The following is an 18,229-nucleotide window of genomic DNA, read 5'->3' on the forward strand; positions in this document are numbered from 1 at the left end:
ATATTAATTATCGTCGGTGTAAAAATAATGTTATATCACATCAGGTTGTTTGTTATAAGGCTTCTCTCGCATGTTAAAGGATTAGGCCCAATCTCCGATGGAAAAATCGGTATATTGTTTGGTCTAATACTCGTTATTAGCCTTTTCTCCTTATTGCAGTTATTTTCCATCGGGTATTTATCTCATATATTGGATAGTACCACCGTTAATGTTGAAAAAACGCACTATAGCCATCAGCAAGAAGTGTTGATGGATCGCGCCAGAATGGAGCTATTAATTGCTAGCGACAAATTCAATCGGGCCGGTATCTATTATATGGAGGACAAAGAGACCGGTTCTGAGGGGAGCTGGCATAGTCTTTTGAATGAAGCACTGCAATCTATGCAGCAGTCACAGCAAAATTATCGTGAGTTATTACTTCTTTCTGTTCACGATAAACGACCAGAATTCATTGCATTAAAGGAAAGTTATCAGCAGTTATATCAAGGTTTGACTGAGCTTGGGCAGGGGTTGTCAAAGAACAGTAATATTGATCGGTTTTTTGAAGTCCCGATACAAGGCTTTCAAAGTGATTTTACCGAAAAGTATTACCACTATTTGCAGCAAAGTGAGAGTAATCGGGCTGTAATGGATAGCCAGCTATTATCGTCCTTATCGTCAGCAAAGCAGGGGGTTATTACAGCATTGGCGGTATTGCTGTGCCTTGCCTTTTCGGTTTGGCTCGGTGTTACACGCTTAATTATCCGGCCACTTAATGACCTTATTTCCCATATTAACATTATTGCCGCCGGTGATTTATCACGCCAGATTACATATTCATCGTTTACCAGCCGCGAGGCTCGTCAATTGGCTGATAGCATATGCCAAATGCAACAAGGCTTAATTGTCTTGGTGAGTCAGGTTCGCGCAGGTGCAGAAATCATCCTGACAGGTGTTAATCAAATCGCCGCAGATAGCCATCGTCTTGCTGAGCAAACACAGTCGCAAGCACAATCACTGGCCGCAACAACACAAAGCATGTATCAGCTCACTACCCGGGTAAAACAGAACACGATGAGTGCCGATCAAGCCAATCTTCTGGCTAATGAAACCGGCGTTATCGCCCGTGAAGGCGGGGAAATGATGTCTAGCGTCGTGGTATCAATGGCTGATATTTCTGCCGGTTCGCAGGAAATAACGGCAATTATTACGCTCATCGAATCGGTGGCTTTTCAGACCAATATTTTAGCATTAAATGCTGCCATTGAAGCAGCGCACGCCGGTGAGCATGGGCGCGGTTTCTCCGTTGTAGCACGAGAGGTTGGCTTGTTGGCACATCAAAGTGGCAATTCCGCGCTGAATATTAAGCGGCTTATTCATAATTCATCCAGCTCTATCTCCACAGGGAGCGGTTTGGTAGCGCGGTCAGGTGATAACTTACGGGCTATTATTGATGCAGTTAAAAAGGTGACTGATTTGATGGCGGAAATATCTGCTGCATCACACGATCAGAGTCAAGGTATTGAGGGGATAACCACACAAGTGGGGATGATTAATGAAGTGACAAAATTGAATGCTGAGTTAGCCCAGCAATCCACCGGTGCATCGGAGGTATTACAAAAACAAGCATTCCAGCTCAATCAATCTGTTGCTCGTTTTTGTTTACCGACTACTGGGCGGTCGGCTCAAGGTTGTTATGAAGCGGCCCCTGCCAACTTTTAGTGCACCAGCATGCTTTTCAGCATCTTGGTCCATCCAATTGGATCACCGTAATATTCATTTGCGGGTAGGGCGGACAGTTTTCCCTGCCTATCTTGTAGTACAAAGGTTGGGAAGCCGTGTCTATGCACCCTCGCCAGTAAGGCGCGACTATCAGCAATATGCTGAGTCGATGCTGTCTGGGCGGAACTGAATGCGTTGATAAATGCTGTCCGGCTTAACCCAATATCAGTGGCAAGTTCAATTAATACCGAGGTGTCGGCGATACGGCGGCCCTCTACGTAATGAGCTTGCTGGATGTGATGGAGCATATCCGCGCCTTGTCCGGCCAATTGTTCAGCCGCTAAAATGGCGGCAATAGGTGGCGTGGAATCCATAATCGCTGAAGTATCATTCAGCAAGTGATTAAAATAAGCCTTACCAAACGTTTGTCCGGTGAGTTCGGCAATACGTTTGTCATGAGGCATCACATAACCACGCCATTGGCTATCTATCTGGCGACGATTCGGTCCAGACATCATCCCACCACCGTGCAGTACCAGTGTCAGATCAGGAATGCTTTGTGCGGCTTGCACCAATGGCGCTGCGCCATAGCACCAACCGCATAAAGGGTCGAAAATGTAATGTAAAGTTAGCGGGGTCATTATGTTCTCCTCTTAGTCCCCGTCACCATTCAAGTTACCGCCTTCTGGCACTTTGGTTGATGACAGGGTAATGCCGTACTGATTCATTTTAAGCGCCGCTTATTGCGGCCATTTCATCTCGTTTTTCAGTACCTTAGCACTTAACTCCAAGCTAGATTCATCTTTCAACTCTGGATAGTGTTTTTTCATCGCCGCAATCAGTGCTGCGGAATCCTTCGCCTTAGGAATCTCTGTATTCAGTGTGGTTAAATAGTTCTGAGTAAAGGTCACTGATGCCAATGTTTGTGGCGCGTTATCGAGATAATGCCCAGGAACCACGGTCACTGGTTTGAGTGCTTTAATCTTTTCCAATGTTGTTAGCCAGTGCTGGCGTGATTCTGCGGTTTGAGTATCCGCGACCCATAAATGGATATTACCGGAGACAGCGACACCGCCAACAACAGCTTTCAAGGATGGGATCCAGACAAATGTCTTTTCAGGTGATGGGCCGTCTAGCCCTTCAACATCAATGTTTTGCCCATCGATAGTGAAACTCTTGCCCTGTAGTGCTTGCGGAACAATTATCCGGGTAGGCGCATTTTCTTTTAGAATCGGTCCCCAATAGGCCATTTTGCCGTCTTTGGTCGCTTCTATTTCTTCAATGGTCTGGGGTGTGGCTAGTACCTTGGCTTGTGGGAATGCTTTTGTGATGACATCCAGACCGAAATAGAAATCAGGATCGGCTTGGCTGATATAAATGGTGGTCAGTTTTTTGCCACTTTGCTGGATTTTCTTCACCAGTGCTTCGGCGTCATTGCGCTGAAATTGCGCATCAATCAGAACCACTTCGGTTTTGCCGCTGATAATCTCAGAAGAGACTGGGAAGATGCTCTTTTCGCCTGGATTATAGACTTCCATTTTGAGTTGTTCGACAGCACTTGCGTTTGCTACGGCTGCGAAGGTTGCCAGGCCGGCAAAGGTCATTTGTAATAGCGTTTTGTTAAACATATCGGTTTTCCTGAGGATGACTGGGGTATGGGTTAGATAATAGATTGCATCGTTCGATAGAAAAACCTGATAATGAGCAACTGTTTGTTGCTTAAATCGAGCTAATAATGGATAGGATCACTGCTGCTGAGGTTTTTGTCGCGATTGTCGAGCGTGGCAGTATGATTGCTGCCGCCGAAGCATTAGAGATGTCACGGGCGATGGTGACACGCTATCTGGCTGAGATGGAGCAGTGGGCGGGGGCGCGGCTGTTACATCGGACAACACGAAAACTGAGCCTGACCCATGCTGGCGAAACCACCCTTGAACGTTGCCGACGTATGCTTGAGTTTGCCCAAGAGATGGATGTGATTGCAGGGCAAGGCAGTGATGAATTGCGCGGTTTATTGCGAATCAGTTGTTCTCAGTCTCTTGGGCAGAGTGCTTTGGTGATTGCTGTCACTGACTATTTACGCCGTTATCCCCAGGTCGCGGTTGATTTACAAATCAATAACCGGGCAGTCAATCTGGTAGAAGAACGCATTGATTTAGCATTGCGTATAACCAATGAGTTAGACCCGAATTTAATTGCACGGCCACTTTCCATGTGCCATTCCGTTGTCTGTGCCTCTCCGGCCTACCTGTCAGCCAACGGAATACCCAAAACACCCTATGATTTGGCAGTACATAACTGCCTGACATACTCATATTTTGGCAAAAGTTTGTGGCATTTTGATTTACAGGGCGAAAAATCAGCCGTTGCAGTCAGTGGCAATTTGAGTGCCAATGAGTCAGTAGTTTTGCTAAGTGGTGCGTTGGAAGGGGCCGGGATTACTCTGCAACCCAGTTATTCTGCCGCCCCCTATATCGCCCGAGGCGATTTGGTCAGCTTATTACCGGGTTATCAGCCGCAAGCAATGGGTATTTACGGTATCTATACTTCACGGCGGCACATGCCAGCAACATTAAGGACAATGCTAGATTTTCTCGTGGAGTGGTTTGCAACCAATCGCCATTGGCTTAACTCTGCTTTCTTGACGCTATAGCGGTGAGTTACATTCTCAAACATATTTTTGTGATCGGTGATGCCTATAAATTACTTTTTATTTCATAGCATTATACGTAGCAAATGCTGCCTTTTTAGTTACTCCGCTATTTATAACCTTGTTCACTACTAGTCAGTATTCCTCAACTCATGCTATTTCTATTTAGTTAGTTAAGAAAATAAACAATTATAATTTATAAGGTTATTACTGCCTTTTTGGCGATGCTCACGGTTTCGCCTCTTCTGTGACTCACTACATGGTGCCGGTTAATTAACCATTATCGGCAACAATTTGTTTTGCCCGCTATCTACTGCGAGCTGATATTGTCTGACTGGGAGCTGGTATTATGCCTGTTGCGCTGCTGGCATTGGCACTGAGTGCTTTTGCTATTGGTACCACCGAATTTGTCATTATGGGGCTGCTACCTCAGGTGGCGGGTGACTTACATATCTCGATTCCAACTGCCGGTTGGTTAATCAGTGGTTATGCGCTGGGAGTGGCAATTGGCGCACCTATCATGGCAGTTCTGACCGCAAAGTTGCCTCGTAAAAAGACATTATTACTATTAATGGTGATCTTTATTATCGGTAACCTGATGTGTGCTCTGGCATACAACTATGATTTCCTGATGCTGGCCAGAGTGATAACGGCGCTGTGTCATGGTGCTTTCTTTGGGATTGGTGCCGTGGTTGCCGCCAATCTGGTGGCGCCGAATCGACGAGCTTCGGCGGTGGCACTGATGTTTACTGGCCTGACGCTGGCCAATGTGTTGGGCGTGCCCCTAGGGACCGCGCTGGGGCAGGCCTTCGGTTGGCGCTCAACATTCTGGGTGGTTTCAGTCATCGGTTTATTCTCACTGGCCGCCCTTTACAGCAAATTACCTTCTTCTCAGGAGGAGGCCCCGACCGAACTGCGTAAAGAGATAGCCGCATTGCGCGGAGGGGGAATCTGGCTATCTTTATTGATGACGGTCTTTTTTGCCGCCGCTATGTTTGCTCTCTTTACTTACATCGCCCCCATTCTGACAGAAGTGACGCAGGTTTCAGAACATGGTGTCAGTTGGACATTGTTGCTGATGGGGGTTGGTCTGACATTGGGCAATATTGTCGGGGGGCGGCTGGCCGATTGGCACCTTTCCGTCAGTCTGACGATGACTTTCCTGTTAATCGCGCTGTTTTCTGCCTTGTTCAGTTGGACCAGCTATTCATTATTGGCAGCAGAAGTGACGCTGTTTCTATGGTCAGCGGCAGCTTTCTCAGCAGTACCTGCACTACAAATCAATGTGGTTACCTATGGTAAAAAAGCACCTAATCTGGTGTCGACCCTGAATATTGCCGCCTTTAATGTCGGCAATGCTTTAGGGGCATGGGTTGGTGGTGTGGTGATTGCTCGTGGGTTAGGTTTAACCGCAGTGCCCTTTGCCGCCGCAGCACTGGCGGTGATGGGGCTGCTACTGTGTCTGTTTACCTTCTCCCGGGCGCGGGCCGGTAAGGTGAAAGCTGTTTAGGCCCGTTGCGAAAACTTAATATTGTTGGGTAATCACTTGGGTTAGGCGCTGCTGGAAAGTGATGGCCTGCTGCTTTAAATGCTCGATAAACGTATCTACCAAAGTAGATGATGGGCGATGTTTCGGTTGTATCAAACTGATAGTAAAAGGGATTTCGACGCTGAATGGCCGCACGCACACACCTTCAGCGCCCCCTTTGCTAATATAGTCTAATGCCGTGAGTGGATTGACAATCGATACCCCCACCCCTTCCCGTACCATGGCGCAGACCGATGCAGCACTGTGGGTTTCCAGCACTAACCTTCGGCTAACGCTTTGTTCAATAAATAGTTTATCCAATAATTGGCGATAACTGTCGGTAACGGACAAGCTGATAAAGTTTTCACCCTGGAAGTCTTGTGGTGTCAGTAGTGATTTATCCCGCAACGGATGGTCACTGGGCAATACGCAAATCTCATTCACGGTCATCAGAGGATGGCGCAACGTACCGGCAGGAGTCTGGGTGTTTTCTGTCAGACCAAGGTCATGACGCTGAGCTGAAAGCCACTCTTCCAGTAGGGGCGATTCCTGCGGGATGATGCTCAGACTGACTTCCGGGTAGCGGTCAATAAAGGGTTTGCACACGGCGGGTAGCAGCGATTGAGAAAAGACCGGTAGGCAGGCAATAGAAAGCTGCGCCTGTTGGAATTGACGAATACCCTCAGCAGCTTGTCGGATGCGATCAAGACCGTAATAAGAGCGTTGTACCTCTTCAAATAGCCGCAAGCCTTGTACTGTGGGATAGAGGCGGCCACGTACACGCTCGAAGAGTGTTAATTGGACTAATTGCTCAAAGCGGGCCAGTTCACGGCTAACGGTGGGTTGGGATGTCTGGAGTAATAAGGCGGCTTCAGTCAGGTTACCGGTGGTCATGACACCATGAAAAATCTCGATTTGTCGTAGGGAAATGGTGGGCATCACAACACTCCTGAAGTGGCGACGGTTTACTGAAAGCCATATCATAAATGAATAGACTCACGGTAAATAGATATTTTCCTAACAGGTATTCAGTTGCTAATAATGAGGTATCAGCGAAATCATTTTTTTCGCCCAACATATTGATGAACAATTATTAGGAAAAACCTATGCCGCGCACACTTTATGACACCACTTCGGCACTGACTGCCCACAATCTGCTGGCTCTGCCTGAGCAATTTGGCTGCCCGGTGTGGGCGTATGATGGTGAGATTATTGTTAAGCGAATCAACCAATTACGAAACTTTGATGTTATTCGTTTTGCCCAGAAAGCCTGTTCGAATATTCATATTCTCGGTTTGATGCGTGAGCAGGGTGTCAAAGTCGATTCAGTCTCGTTGGGTGAGATAGAACGTGCGATACATGCTGGCTTCCAGCCGGGGCAGGAACCGGCCGAGATCGTATTTACCGCAGATCTGCTGGATCAGGCCACGTTATTACGGGTGACTGAATTAAACATTCCGGTCAATGCCGGTTCAATCGACATGCTAGATCAACTGGGGCAACATGCCCCAGGGCACCCCGTTTGGTTGCGGATAAATCCGGGTTTTGGCCATGGTCATAGCCAAAAAACCAATACTGGCGGTGAGAACAGCAAACACGGTATCTGGCATCAAGATTTACCACAAGCTATTGAGAAAATTAAAAAATATGGTTTAACGCTGGTGGGTGTTCATATGCATATTGGTTCTGGTGTTGATTATCAACATCTGGAGCAAGTTTGTGATGCCATGGTTCAGCAGGTGATTGCACTGGGGCAGGATATCAGCGCTATCTCTGCCGGTGGTGGGTTATCGATCCCTTATCAATTTGGTGATGATGAGATTGATACCGAACATTATTATGGCTTATGGAATAAAGCCAGAGAGCAAATTGCTGCCTATCTCGGTCATCCGGTTAGTCTGGAAATTGAGCCCGGCCGCTTTCTGGTGGCAGAGTCAGGTGTTTTGGTGGCGCAGGTGCGGGCTGTTAAAAATATGGGCCGTCGCCACTATGTGTTGGTGGATGCCGGATTTAACGATTTGATGCGGCCAGCAATGTATGGCAGTTATCACCATATTTCGTTGCTGCCTGCTGATGAGCGCGACCTCACATCGGCACCGTTGATTGATACGGTAGTTGGCGGCCCGCTGTGCGAGTCAGGTGATGTATTCACCCAGGAAGCGGGTGGTGGATTGGAAACTCGCGCATTGCCAGCCGCTAAAATTGGTGATTATTTGGTATTCCACGATACCGGGGCTTATGGTGCGTCGATGTCTTCGAACTACAACAGCCGCCCATTATTGCCGGAAGTGCTGTTCGAACAGGGGCAGCCACGCTTAATTCGCCGTCGGCAAACCATTGAAGAACTTATTGCATTAGAGCAGATTTAACGACTTTGTTATCAAAAGGATAGGTTGAATTAGCTTATACAAAAAAGTCCTCAGCCGATAGCCAGAGACATAACTCAAGGCTATCGGTTACCTGGATTTGATCCTATTTGCATTTGATACAAACGTCCTCAGCGGTAATAGGGCCCTGGTACCACCGAATCACGTAATTTTAACTCACCGATGAAAGGGGGCAGCGGTAGCACCGGTTTGCCCGCAATCAGCTTCAACGCCTGAGTAATGGCGGCTTCAATCATCGCATCAATCGGCAGATACACAGTTGAGAGTGCCGGTTGCAGGTAAGGTGCGGTAGGTTCGTCATCAAAACCAAATAACGAAACATCTTGTGGTAGCTTTTTCCCCGCCTGATTAAGGGCTTTCATCGCCCCGATAGTCATATCATCATTGTAGATAAACAGCGCGCTGAAGCTAATATCGCGTGCCAATAGCGCCTGACATCCTTGATAACCGTCAGGTACGCCACTATCGCCATGGATAATCAGATCTTCATTCAGCGCGATTCCGTGCGCCTCCAGCGCTTGCTGATAACCGGCAAGGCGGGATTGGGCCGTGGAGGTGGTGATTGGCCCGGTAATATAGGCAATATCACGATGCCCTTGCTGTATCAGATAATTAACCGCATTAAATGCAGCTTGTTGCTGTTCGAAGAACACACAGCGCTCACGGGCCTGGGGTAAATCACGATTAATAACCATCAAGGGGGCGGCAACGTTGGCAAGCAATTGCATTAAATCAGCTTCAGACATTGAGCGAGTGTAAAGAATAATGGCATCACAGCAACGGTCAGCCAGTAACTGAACTGCCTGCTGTTCGCCTTGTGGCGTATCGTGGCCATCTGTCACGATCAAATGCTTACCACTGGCTTCAATCAGTTTCGCAGCCTGCTGGAGTAAACGGCCAAAGTAGGGGCCTTCAAAGTTCGAAACCACTAACCCGATGCTGTTGGAGCTTCTGTTGGCCAGTGATTGTGCTAGAAAATTAGGGCGGTAACCCAGTTCGTCCATCGCCTTAAACACCGCCTCACGGGTGCTTTCCTTCACCTGCCCGGTGCCGTTTAATACCCGGGAGACAGTGGCCTTGGAAACACCGGCGCGCAAAGAGACATCCAACATGGTAATCATCAATCGTAAACCTCTTGGCTGGGTAGCTATTGCCCCAGTCGGCCCGTGTCATAACACGATAACTGCCGGGCGTGGCACTCTCGTTGGGTGCGGCGTAGTGGGCGATTTTTGTGGCATAACTGCCGGATATCGCGGCAGTTTAGCATAGCGCAGGCGGGTTGCAGCTCTTTGTTATCGACAGTTCTCAGTCATCTGCGGGCGTTTGCGGGCTGGCGACAGAATGGCGGCGGACCAGCGTTGGGCTGAACATATTGGTGATTTCTGGCAACGGGGTATGGTTGGCCAGCGCCAGCGCCAATTCTGCGGCCTGTGTCGCCATCGCAACGACCGGGTAGCGGATGGTGGTCAGCCGGGGGCGCAGATAACGAGAAATTAATACATCATCAAAACCAATCAGTGAGATCTCTTGCGGCACTTCGATGCTGTTGTCGCTGAGAACAGACAATGCGCCAGCAGCCATGGAGTCGTTATAACAGGTAACTGCCGTGAAGTGTCTACCACGGCCGAGCAGGTCGGTCATGGCCTGTTCGCCGCCAATCTCATCTGGCGTACCGTAGGATATTAAGCGGTCATCAACCGGAATCTCAAACTCTTTTAGTGCGTCCAAATAGCCTTGTAGGCGATCAATGGCATCGGAAATTTGGTGATTAGAGCAAATAATAGCGATGCGTTTATGCCCTTGCTGAATCAGATGGCGGGTTGCCAACCAGGCACCATAACGGTCATCTAATGCGACACAGCGGGTTTCGAAACCCGGTAATGTGCGGTTAATCAACACCATACCGGGGATCTGTTCCATTAATGATGTCAATTCTTCATCGGACAGTTTTTTGGCATGAACCACCAGGGCGGCACAACGATGGCGAATCAGTTGTTCGATGGCCTGACGCTCTTTCTCTTCGTCATGGTAACCGTTACCAATCAGCAAGAAATTTCCGGTGGCATAGGCCACTTGTTCGACAGCTTTGACCATCGATCCAAAGAATGGATCTGACACATCAGAAACAATCATGCCTACCGTTTCAGTTGATTGCTGGGCCAGCGCCCGCGCATTGGCGTTTGGGTGATATTGCAGTTGTTCCATGGCGTTACAGACCGCCATACGTGATGTCTCACTGGCCTTGGGAGAATTATTGATAACACGAGATACCGTCGCGACGGAAACACCCGCCAGCTTGGCAACATCCTTAATAGTGGCCATTTTTCTTCCAGAGATTTTCAGGGTAATCGCTTACATCCCTCAGTTTTGCGGAAAACGGTGTTGCCCGCAAGGGGGGAAGATCGCAACTTGGTGAGAAAAAATCACAGAAACAGCAATTAGCACGATTACCTGTGGTTTTCGCAAGCCACAGGTTTCGATTTGACTTGCCTTGGTTAACCCAGCGCATCAAATGAAACGGTTAGTACAAAACGATTATGTTTAGTCTAAATTGTGCTTTGGTCTTACTGCCCGCTGAATGTTATTTTTATGATCTATTTAATTGCCTGAGATAGCCATGTCCATCATCCGTTACCCCCAGCTTGCCCACTGGGGCGCTTTTACCGCTGTTGTTGAAGATGGCAAACTGATCCGTTGCGAGCCATTTGCCAATGATCCCAACCCTTCTCGGTTGTTGGAATCCATTACACCCATGGTTTATTCCGATAAACGTATTCGCAAACCGGCGATACGCCGATCGTGGTTACAGCAGCGAGAGAAAAGTGATCGAACTTTGCGTGGTCGGGAAGACTTTGTTGAGGTGGAGTGGGATGTCGCGCTGGATTTAGTGGCGCAAGAGAATCGCCGGGTCAGGGACCGTTATGGCCCGTCAGGGATATTTACCGGCTCCTATGGTTGGTCTTCTGCCGGGCGTTTACATCACGCGCGTTCATTAGTCCGGCGTTTCTATTTCAGCGGCGGCGGCGGGGTTGATCAACTGGGCAACTACAGTTGGGGCTCGGCACAGTTTTTTCTGCCTTATGTGATTGGTACTTTTAGCCCGTTGACCGGCAGGGTGACATCATGGCCGAGTGTGGTTGAGCATTGTGAACTGTTTATTGCGTTCGGCGGGTTGGCACTGAAAAACGCTCAGGTCTCTTCCGGTGGCTCGGCGGAACATTCATTAAAACCCTGGTTGGAAAAACTGGCACAAAAAGGCACGCCAGTGATTAACATCAGCCCGATGCGGGATGATTGCCCGGCATTTGTGAATGCCGAATGGATACCGATTCGTCCCAATACAGATGTAGCACTGATGCTGGCGCTGGCTTATGAAATCCAACGTGTTGACGGGCAGGATGAGGCTTTTCTGGCTACTCATTGCGTGGGCTATGAGCAATTAGCTGATTACATTCGTGGGGTGAATGACGGTATTGCTAAAACCCCTGAGTGGGCCAGCGAGATTACCGGTATTCCCGCACCAAGAATTACCCTGTTAGCCCAGCAACTTATCGGTGTTCGCAGCTTTATGACCTGTTCCTATTCAGTACAGCGCGCGCACCGTGGTGAGCAACCTTACTGGATGGTGATTGCCTTATCAGCCATGCTGGGGCAAGTGGGGCTGCCCGGCGGTGGCTTCTCATTTGGTCATGGATCGATGAACGGTGTGGGTAACCCGCGGATAGACACGCCGGGGCCAAGCATGCCAGTGGGTAAGAACCCCTCTGGATTGGCTATTCCAGTGGCCCGCATTTGTGACATGTTGCTGCAACCGGGGCAGCCGTATCAGTTCCAAGGGGAAACCCATACCTACCCCGATATTCATTTAGTGCATTGGGCTGGCGGCAATCCATTCCACCATCATCAGCAATTGAATCGGCTGGTGGAGGGGTGGCAAAAGCCGGACACCGTGATTGTGCAGGATATCTGGTGGACACCTGCGGCTAAAATGGCCGATATCGTGCTGCCAGTGACCAGTTCGCTGGAACGTAATGATATTGGTGGCTCGTCACGGGATCGCTATGTATTGGCGATGCATCAGGCGATTGCGCCACAACATCAGGCCCGTAACGATTTTGATATTTTCGCTGATCTGGCCGAACGACTGGGTTATCGCAGTGAATTTACCGAAAATAGAGATGAAATGGCCTGGATTCGGCATATCTACCAGGAGTGCGGAGTGGCACAACAGCCACACGGGGTGGAATGGCCTGATTTTGAATCTTTCTGGCAACGGGGCCATGTTGATTTACCTGCTCCGCCAAAGGAGTTCGTGTTCTTTGATGCTTTTCGCGAAAACCCACAGACTAATCCGCTGCAAACGCCAAGTGGCAAAATTGAGCTGTTCAGTGAGAAAATCGCCAGCTATCACTATGAGGATTTTGCGCCTCATGCCGAGTGGCAACCACCGGTTGAGTGGTTAGGGGCACCACAAGCTGAGCAGTGGCCGCTGCATCTGATCTCTATTCAACCCGAGGATCGTCTGCATAGCCAACTTGATCCTGCACCATTGGCGCAAGGGAATAAAACTGCCGGCCGTGAAACGCTGTATATGCACCCACAAGATGCAGCCAAACGTGACATTACTGAGGGCAGTCAGGTTCAGGTCAGCAACTTACGGGGTCATTGTCTGGCGGGAGTGCGTATTACTGATGGTGTTACTCAAGGGGTAGTGTTAATGGCAACAGGGGCCTGGTTTGATCCCGGTTTCGGCGGCAAGCAGCATAAAGTTGAACAATCAGGTAACCCCAACGTTCTGACGCTAGACATTGGTACCTCGCGTTTAACTCAAGGCCCGAATGCAATGAGTTGTCTGGTTGAGGTGGCGCGGTACTAATTTTATCTTAGCCAGGCTTAGGGTGTTGCCGGTGGGATAGCGGCAGCACCCATTATTTTGGCAATGCACCTCAATGAATTACAAACCTATTTCGTCTTTCTGACAATGTTCACTACTGGTTACACTTTGCACGTAAATGTTGCGATTGCTTGCTGGCTGTGGCTTCACTGAAACGGATACAGTGTTCATCCCAGAGGTATTAATTGGTGAGTAATCAACATACGCTGTGTGTTAAAAGCCAGTTTTTTATTTGCACCAACCTACGCAGATGCGTAGGTTTTTTTTTATTTCTTCCTGCTGTTGCGATTATCAGCCCCCTCTTAGCAATATTTTAGCCACTATTATAGTATTCTCTCTTTTTCATATTCATTGTCTTATAGGGAAATAAACATGGGTTATCGCTTATTGCGTGCTCTTTTTCGTCGATTATTTCGTGTCACCATTGATGGTGTGACGGATCAGTTTACTCATCAAAAACTGATAATTACGCCGAATCATGTCTCTTTCCTTGATGGGGCTTTGCTCGCATTATTTCTGCCGATCAAGCCGGTTTTTGCGGTCTATACCAGTGTTTCTGAGAGCTGGTATATGCGCTGGCTAAAACCTTATATCGATTTTGTCGCACTTGATCCTACCAAGCCAATGGCTATCAAACATTTGGTCAGGATGGTGGAACAAGGCAGGCCAGTCGTGGTGTTCCCTGAAGGGCGTATTACCGTGACCGGCTCATTGATGAAAATCTATGATGGTGCTGCATTTATTGCCGCCAAATCAGGCGCTACGGTCGTCCCAATCCGTTTGGAAGGGCCAGAATTTACTCATTTTGGGCGTTTGGGTGATGTGCTCAAACTCCGCTGGTTCCCAAAAATCAGCATTCATGTTTTGCCTGCGACCACGTTACCCATGCCGCAAGCGCCGCGTGCCCGTGACCGTCGGGTGTTGGCGGGTGAACACTTACACGCCATTATGATGGCCGCGCGTATGGCTATCGTGCCACGGGAAACGCTGTTTGAAGCGTTGTTATCGGCACAAACTCGTTATGGGCGTTTTAAACCCTGTATTGAGGATGTTTCATTTAAAGAAGACAGTTATCAAACGCTACTGAAAAAAATCCTCGGTGTCAGCCGTATCCTGCAACGCTTCACCGCGCAGGGCGAGCATGTTGGGATGTTATTACCGAATGCGACGATTACTGCGGCGGCGATCTTTGGTGCTTCTCTGCGTGGCCGTATTCCGGCAATGCTTAATTACACTTCGGGTGCCAAAGGGTTGAAGAGTGCAATTACTGCGGCGTCGTTGAAAACCATCGTCACCTCGCGCCAGTTTTTGGAAAAAGGCAAACTGACACATTTGCCCGAACAGGTTACTGAGGCAAATTGGGTCTATCTGGAAGATTTAAAAGACACGGTTACGCTGACCGACAAATTGTGGATTTTATTCCATTTATGTTGTCCGCGCCGGGCGATGTTGCCACAACAGGCGGATGATAGCGCACTGATTTTGTTCACTTCCGGCTCGGAGGGGAACCCAAAAGGCGTAGTACATTCTCATGCAAGTATATTGGCTAACGTTGAGCAGATCCGCACCATTGCTGATTTCACCCCGCGTGATCGCTTTATGTCTTCGCTGCCGCTGTTCCATGCTTTCGGCCTGACGGTGGGGTTATTCACTCCGCTGATGACCGGTAGCCGAGTATTCCTTTATCCCAGCCCGCTGCATTATCGGGTGGTGCCAGAATTGGTGTATGACCGTAACTGCACCGTGCTGTTTGGCACGTCAACTTTCTTGGGCAACTATGCTCGCTTTGCTCATCCTTATGATTTTGCTCGGTTGCGTTATGTGGTGGCTGGGGCTGAAAAACTGGCTGATAGCACCAAACAGATTTGGCAGGACAAATTCGGTATTCGTATTCTGGAAGGGTATGGCGTCACCGAATGTGCGCCGGTAGTGGCGATTAACGTGCCGATGGCAGCGAAAGTGAATACCGTTGGGCGCATTCTTCCTGGTATGGAGGCGCGCTTGATAACTGTGCCGGGAATCGAGCAAGGTGGGCGTTTGCAATTGCGCGGCCCCAATATTATGCGCGGTTATCTGCGCGTAGAGCATCCGGGGGTGTTGGAACAACCGGCGGCGGAGAATGCTCAGGGTGAGCGTGAGGAGGGTTGGTACGATACCGGTGATATTGTCACCCTCGATGAGCGGGGGTTCTGCGCCATTCGCGGGCGGGTGAAGCGTTTTGCCAAATTAGCTGGTGAAATGGTATCACTGGAGAGTGTCGAACAACTGGCATTACGTATCTCGCCCGAGGGGCAACATGCCGCAGCGGCTAAAACCGACAGCGCCAAAGGAGAAGCACTGGTGCTGTTTACCACTGACAGTGAAATTACCCGCGAACGGCTGATTAAAGCCGCACGTGAGGGTGGGGTGCCAGAACTGGCAGTTCCACGTGATATCAGAGTGGTGAAAGCATTACCCCTACTGGGGAGTGGTAAACCTGACTTTGTTACGTTAACTAAAATGGCACAAGATGCGGAGATGAGCGAATGAGTCAGCAAGCATTGTCAGATAAGCCTTTGCTCTCCAGAGGAATGATCGCTGTACTTGGCGCTCAGTTTTTCTCAGCTTTTGGTGATAATGCACTGCTTTTTGCCACCTTGGCATTAATTAAGCAGCAGTTATATCCCGACTGGAGCCAGCCTATCTTGCAAATGGCCTTTGTGGCCACTTATATCATCCTGGCTCCGTTTGTCGGGCAAGTGGCTGATAGCTTTGCCAAAGGGCGTGTGATGATGGTCGCGAATGGCCTGAAGTTGGCTGGTGCATTAGTTATCTGTTTTGGTCTGAATCCATTTCTTGGTTACAGCCTGGTTGGCGTCGGGGCCGCGGCTTATTCACCAGCTAAATATGGCATCTTGGGAGAAATCACTTCCGGCGAGCAGTTGGTTAAAGCCAACGGTATGATGGAGGCATCAACTATTGCGGCTATTTTACTCGGTTCAGTCGCCGGTGGGGTGCTGGCTGATTGGCATCTGATCGCGGCATTGAGTGTCTGTGCGCTGGTGTATGCCATTGCGGTGGTGGCTAATCTATTTATCCCACATCTGGCTGCTGCCCGAACCGGCAGCTCATGGCGGCCACGGGCCATGACCGGCAGTTTTTTTGCCGCATGCCGCATTCTGTGGCGGGATGGCGAAACTCGCTTCTCACTGGCGGGGACCAGCCTGTTCTGGGGCGCAGGGGTCACGTTGCGCTTCCTGCTGGTGCTATGGGTGCCGGTAGCATTGGGGATTGCCGATAACGGCACCCCGACGCTGTTAAATGCCATGGTGGCGATTGGGATTGTGATTGGCGCGGGTGCTGCGGCACGTTTCGTGACACTTAAAACAGTAAAACGCTGTTTACCGGCGGGGGTATTAATTGGTGTGGTGGTGGCGGCATTCTCACTGCAACACAGTATGCCAATGGCCTATTTACTGTTGATTATTATCGGGATCTTAGGCGGTTTCTTTGTCGTACCGCTCAATGCCTTGTTACAAGAGCGCGGCAAACAAAGTGTGGGCGCCGGGAATGCCATTGCAGTGCAAAATCTGGGTGAGAATACCGCAATGTTGTTGATGCTGGGGCTGTACTCGGTGGTAGTAAAGCTGGGTGCGCCGGTCGTCGCGGTTGGCGTTGGTTTCGGTGTGCTCTTCGCGCTGGCGATTGCGTTGCTATGGGGCTGGCAGTGGCAGCAACTGCGCCGTAAAGCGGCTAAATGATGGAATAATAGTCAATATCAATGCCACCGAGTGCGGCATTATTTATTGTCAGTAGTCTAAGGCCGCATTAGCGGCCTTTTTGCTATTTGAACTCAACTGAATTTAAGGTGCAGGGAAGGTAAAGCGGGTGTGGATTTCTTCCAATGCATTAAGCACCTCCTGCTCCAGAACGACATTCTGGCTATCAATATTACTTTTCAGTTGTTCCAGTGTGGTTGCACCTAACAGTGTACTGGCCACAAACGGTTGCTGGCGAACGAAAGCCAGCGCCATCTGTGCGGGGTCCAGCCCATGACGTTTTGCCAGTGCCACATATTCCGCTACCGCTAACTCGGATTGTGGCCCGGTATAACGTGTAAAACGGCTGAACAATGTATTCCGTGCGCCGGTAGGTTTTGCGCCATTAAGGTATTTGCCGCTCAGGGTGCCGAAGGCCAGGCTGGAATAAGCCAATAGCTCAATGCCTTCATGTTGGCTTATCTCGGCCAAACCAACTTCAAAGCTGCGGTTAAGCAGGCTGTAGGGGTTCTGTATTGAGACAATACGCGGTAAATCATGTTTTTCTGCCAGTTGCAGATAGCGCATCACCCCCCATGGGGTCTCATTTGATACACCGATATAACGGATTTTCCCTGCCCGCACCTGCTCGTTCAGGGCTTCCAGTGTTTCAAGCAAGGTGACCACTGCAGTATGTTCGCTGTAGCGATAATTCAATTTACCAAAACAGTTGGTTTCACGTTGTGGCCAATGTAACTGATAAATATCGAGATAATCAGTATTGAGGCGTCTAAGGCTATCTTCCAACGCGATGCGGATATTTTTCCGGTCCAGTGCCATATTGGGGCGAATCGGTTGATCGCTGCCGCGTGATGGCCCGGAGACTTTACTGGCTAAAATGATTTTGTCACGCTCACCGCGTGCTTTTATCCAGTTACCAATGTATTGCTCAGTTAACCCTTGGGTTGCTGGCCTTGGGGGCACTGGGTACATTTCTGCGGTATCGATCAAGTTAATACCGGCCGCAACGGCGTAATCCAGTTGCGCATGGGCATCGGCTTCACTATTTTGTTCACCAAATGTCATGGTGCCCAGACCCAGCAGGCTGACTTCTAATGAACTGTGGGGGATACGATGATATTGCATTGCCGACCTTCCTTAATGTCTGAAATTATCAGGCCATACCTTTGGTAGTTGGTATTGCAGCGTCGTTAGCTACGCCCACGCACCCGAATTTTCTATTTGAATAACTGCTTCAGGATGTGTTCGTTTGGCCTTACTGAAACACCAATTTTTTGGGTATAAGTAAAACTTGCCTTATTCGACTATATC

The 18,229-nt window shown here is 49.2% G+C and carries 13 protein-coding genes; 7 read left to right on the top strand and 6 right to left on the bottom strand.

The genetic code is table 11. From position 1 onward, the window contains the following. Positions 1–27: 27 nt before the first annotated feature. A complete protein-coding gene (locus V2A84_RS23340) occupies positions 28–1,701 on the top strand; it encodes a methyl-accepting chemotaxis protein (RefSeq protein WP_083162830.1) in 1,674 nt (557 codons plus the stop codon). Here the strand turns inward: V2A84_RS23340 and V2A84_RS23345 are convergent. Further along, on the bottom strand, positions 1,698–2,342 hold the full coding sequence (locus V2A84_RS23345; RefSeq protein ID WP_442849102.1) for a DsbA family protein: 645 nt from the start codon (positions 2,340–2,342) through the stop codon (positions 1,698–1,700). The two genes, V2A84_RS23340 and V2A84_RS23345, sit on opposite strands and share 4 nt — an antisense overlap. A gap of 99 nt (positions 2,343–2,441) precedes the next feature. Next, the gene (locus V2A84_RS23350; RefSeq protein ID WP_083162834.1) at positions 2,442–3,329 is read right to left on the bottom strand and encodes an MBL fold metallo-hydrolase; all 888 of its coding nucleotides are present in this window, start codon (positions 3,327–3,329) and stop codon (positions 2,442–2,444) included. Between the two features lie 107 nt (positions 3,330–3,436). Between V2A84_RS23350 and V2A84_RS23355 the strand changes: the two genes are divergently transcribed. Then, positions 3,437–4,354 (top strand): LysR family transcriptional regulator, encoded by a 918-nt coding sequence (locus V2A84_RS23355; RefSeq protein WP_083162836.1) that lies wholly within the window; start codon positions 3,437–3,439, stop codon positions 4,352–4,354. A gap of 346 nt (positions 4,355–4,700) precedes the next feature. Further along, positions 4,701–5,861: an MFS transporter gene (locus V2A84_RS23360; RefSeq protein ID WP_083162838.1), complete on the top strand. Its 1,161-nt coding sequence runs from the start codon at positions 4,701–4,703 to the stop codon at positions 5,859–5,861. Positions 5,862–5,876: 15 nt separating this feature from the next. Here V2A84_RS23360 and V2A84_RS23365 read toward each other — a convergent pair whose 3' ends face one another. Continuing rightward, positions 5,877–6,818: a LysR family transcriptional regulator gene (locus tag V2A84_RS23365; RefSeq protein ID WP_083162840.1), complete on the bottom strand. Its 942-nt coding sequence runs from the start codon at positions 6,816–6,818 to the stop codon at positions 5,877–5,879. Between the two features lie 167 nt (positions 6,819–6,985). On the opposite strand from V2A84_RS23365, the gene lysA reads away from it, so the two are divergent. Continuing rightward, positions 6,986–8,248 carry a diaminopimelate decarboxylase gene (gene lysA / locus V2A84_RS23370; RefSeq protein ID WP_083162844.1) on the top strand — a complete coding sequence of 421 codons (1,263 nt, stop codon included), beginning with the start codon at positions 6,986–6,988 and terminating at the stop codon, positions 8,246–8,248. Between the two features lie 128 nt (positions 8,249–8,376). On the opposite strand, the gene V2A84_RS23375 is transcribed toward lysA, so the two are convergent. Continuing rightward, on the bottom strand, positions 8,377–9,387 hold the full coding sequence (locus V2A84_RS23375; RefSeq protein WP_083162846.1) for a LacI family DNA-binding transcriptional regulator: 1,011 nt from the start codon (positions 9,385–9,387) through the stop codon (positions 8,377–8,379). A gap of 184 nt (positions 9,388–9,571) precedes the next feature. Beyond that, the gene (gene galR, locus V2A84_RS23380; RefSeq protein ID WP_083162848.1) at positions 9,572–10,588 is read right to left on the bottom strand and encodes an HTH-type transcriptional regulator GalR; all 1,017 of its coding nucleotides are present in this window, start codon (positions 10,586–10,588) and stop codon (positions 9,572–9,574) included. Positions 10,589–10,883: 295 nt separating this feature from the next. Between galR and V2A84_RS23385 the strand changes: the two genes are divergently transcribed. The 3 genes from V2A84_RS23385 to lplT all read left to right on the top strand — a co-directional run bounded on the left by V2A84_RS23385 (position 10,884) and on the right by lplT (position 16,900). Further along, complete coding sequence (locus tag V2A84_RS23385) at positions 10,884–13,142, top strand: molybdopterin guanine dinucleotide-containing S/N-oxide reductase (protein WP_083162850.1); 2,259 nt, start codon at positions 10,884–10,886, stop codon at positions 13,140–13,142. A 390-nt stretch (positions 13,143–13,532) separates the two neighbouring features. Beyond that, positions 13,533–15,689, top strand: a complete 2,157-nt coding sequence (gene aas, locus V2A84_RS23390) for a bifunctional acyl-ACP--phospholipid O-acyltransferase/long-chain-fatty-acid--ACP ligase (protein WP_083162852.1) — start codon at positions 13,533–13,535, stop codon at positions 15,687–15,689. Further along, positions 15,686–16,900 carry a lysophospholipid transporter LplT gene (lplT, locus tag V2A84_RS23395; RefSeq protein WP_083162854.1) on the top strand — a complete coding sequence of 405 codons (1,215 nt, stop codon included), beginning with the start codon at positions 15,686–15,688 and terminating at the stop codon, positions 16,898–16,900. Before aas ends, lplT begins: the two co-directional genes overlap by 4 nt. 102 nt (positions 16,901–17,002) lie before the next feature. Here the strand turns inward: lplT and V2A84_RS23400 are convergent, their stop codons facing one another. Beyond that, positions 17,003–18,043 (bottom strand): NADP(H)-dependent aldo-keto reductase, encoded by a 1,041-nt coding sequence (locus V2A84_RS23400; RefSeq protein WP_083162856.1) that lies wholly within the window; start codon positions 18,041–18,043, stop codon positions 17,003–17,005. Positions 18,044–18,229: the final 186 nt, after the last annotated feature.

The sequence above is a fragment of the Yersinia sp. 2553 StPb PI genome, from assembly GCF_052217105.1.
GTDB lineage: Bacteria > Pseudomonadota > Gammaproteobacteria > Enterobacterales > Enterobacteriaceae > Yersinia > Yersinia enterocolitica_E.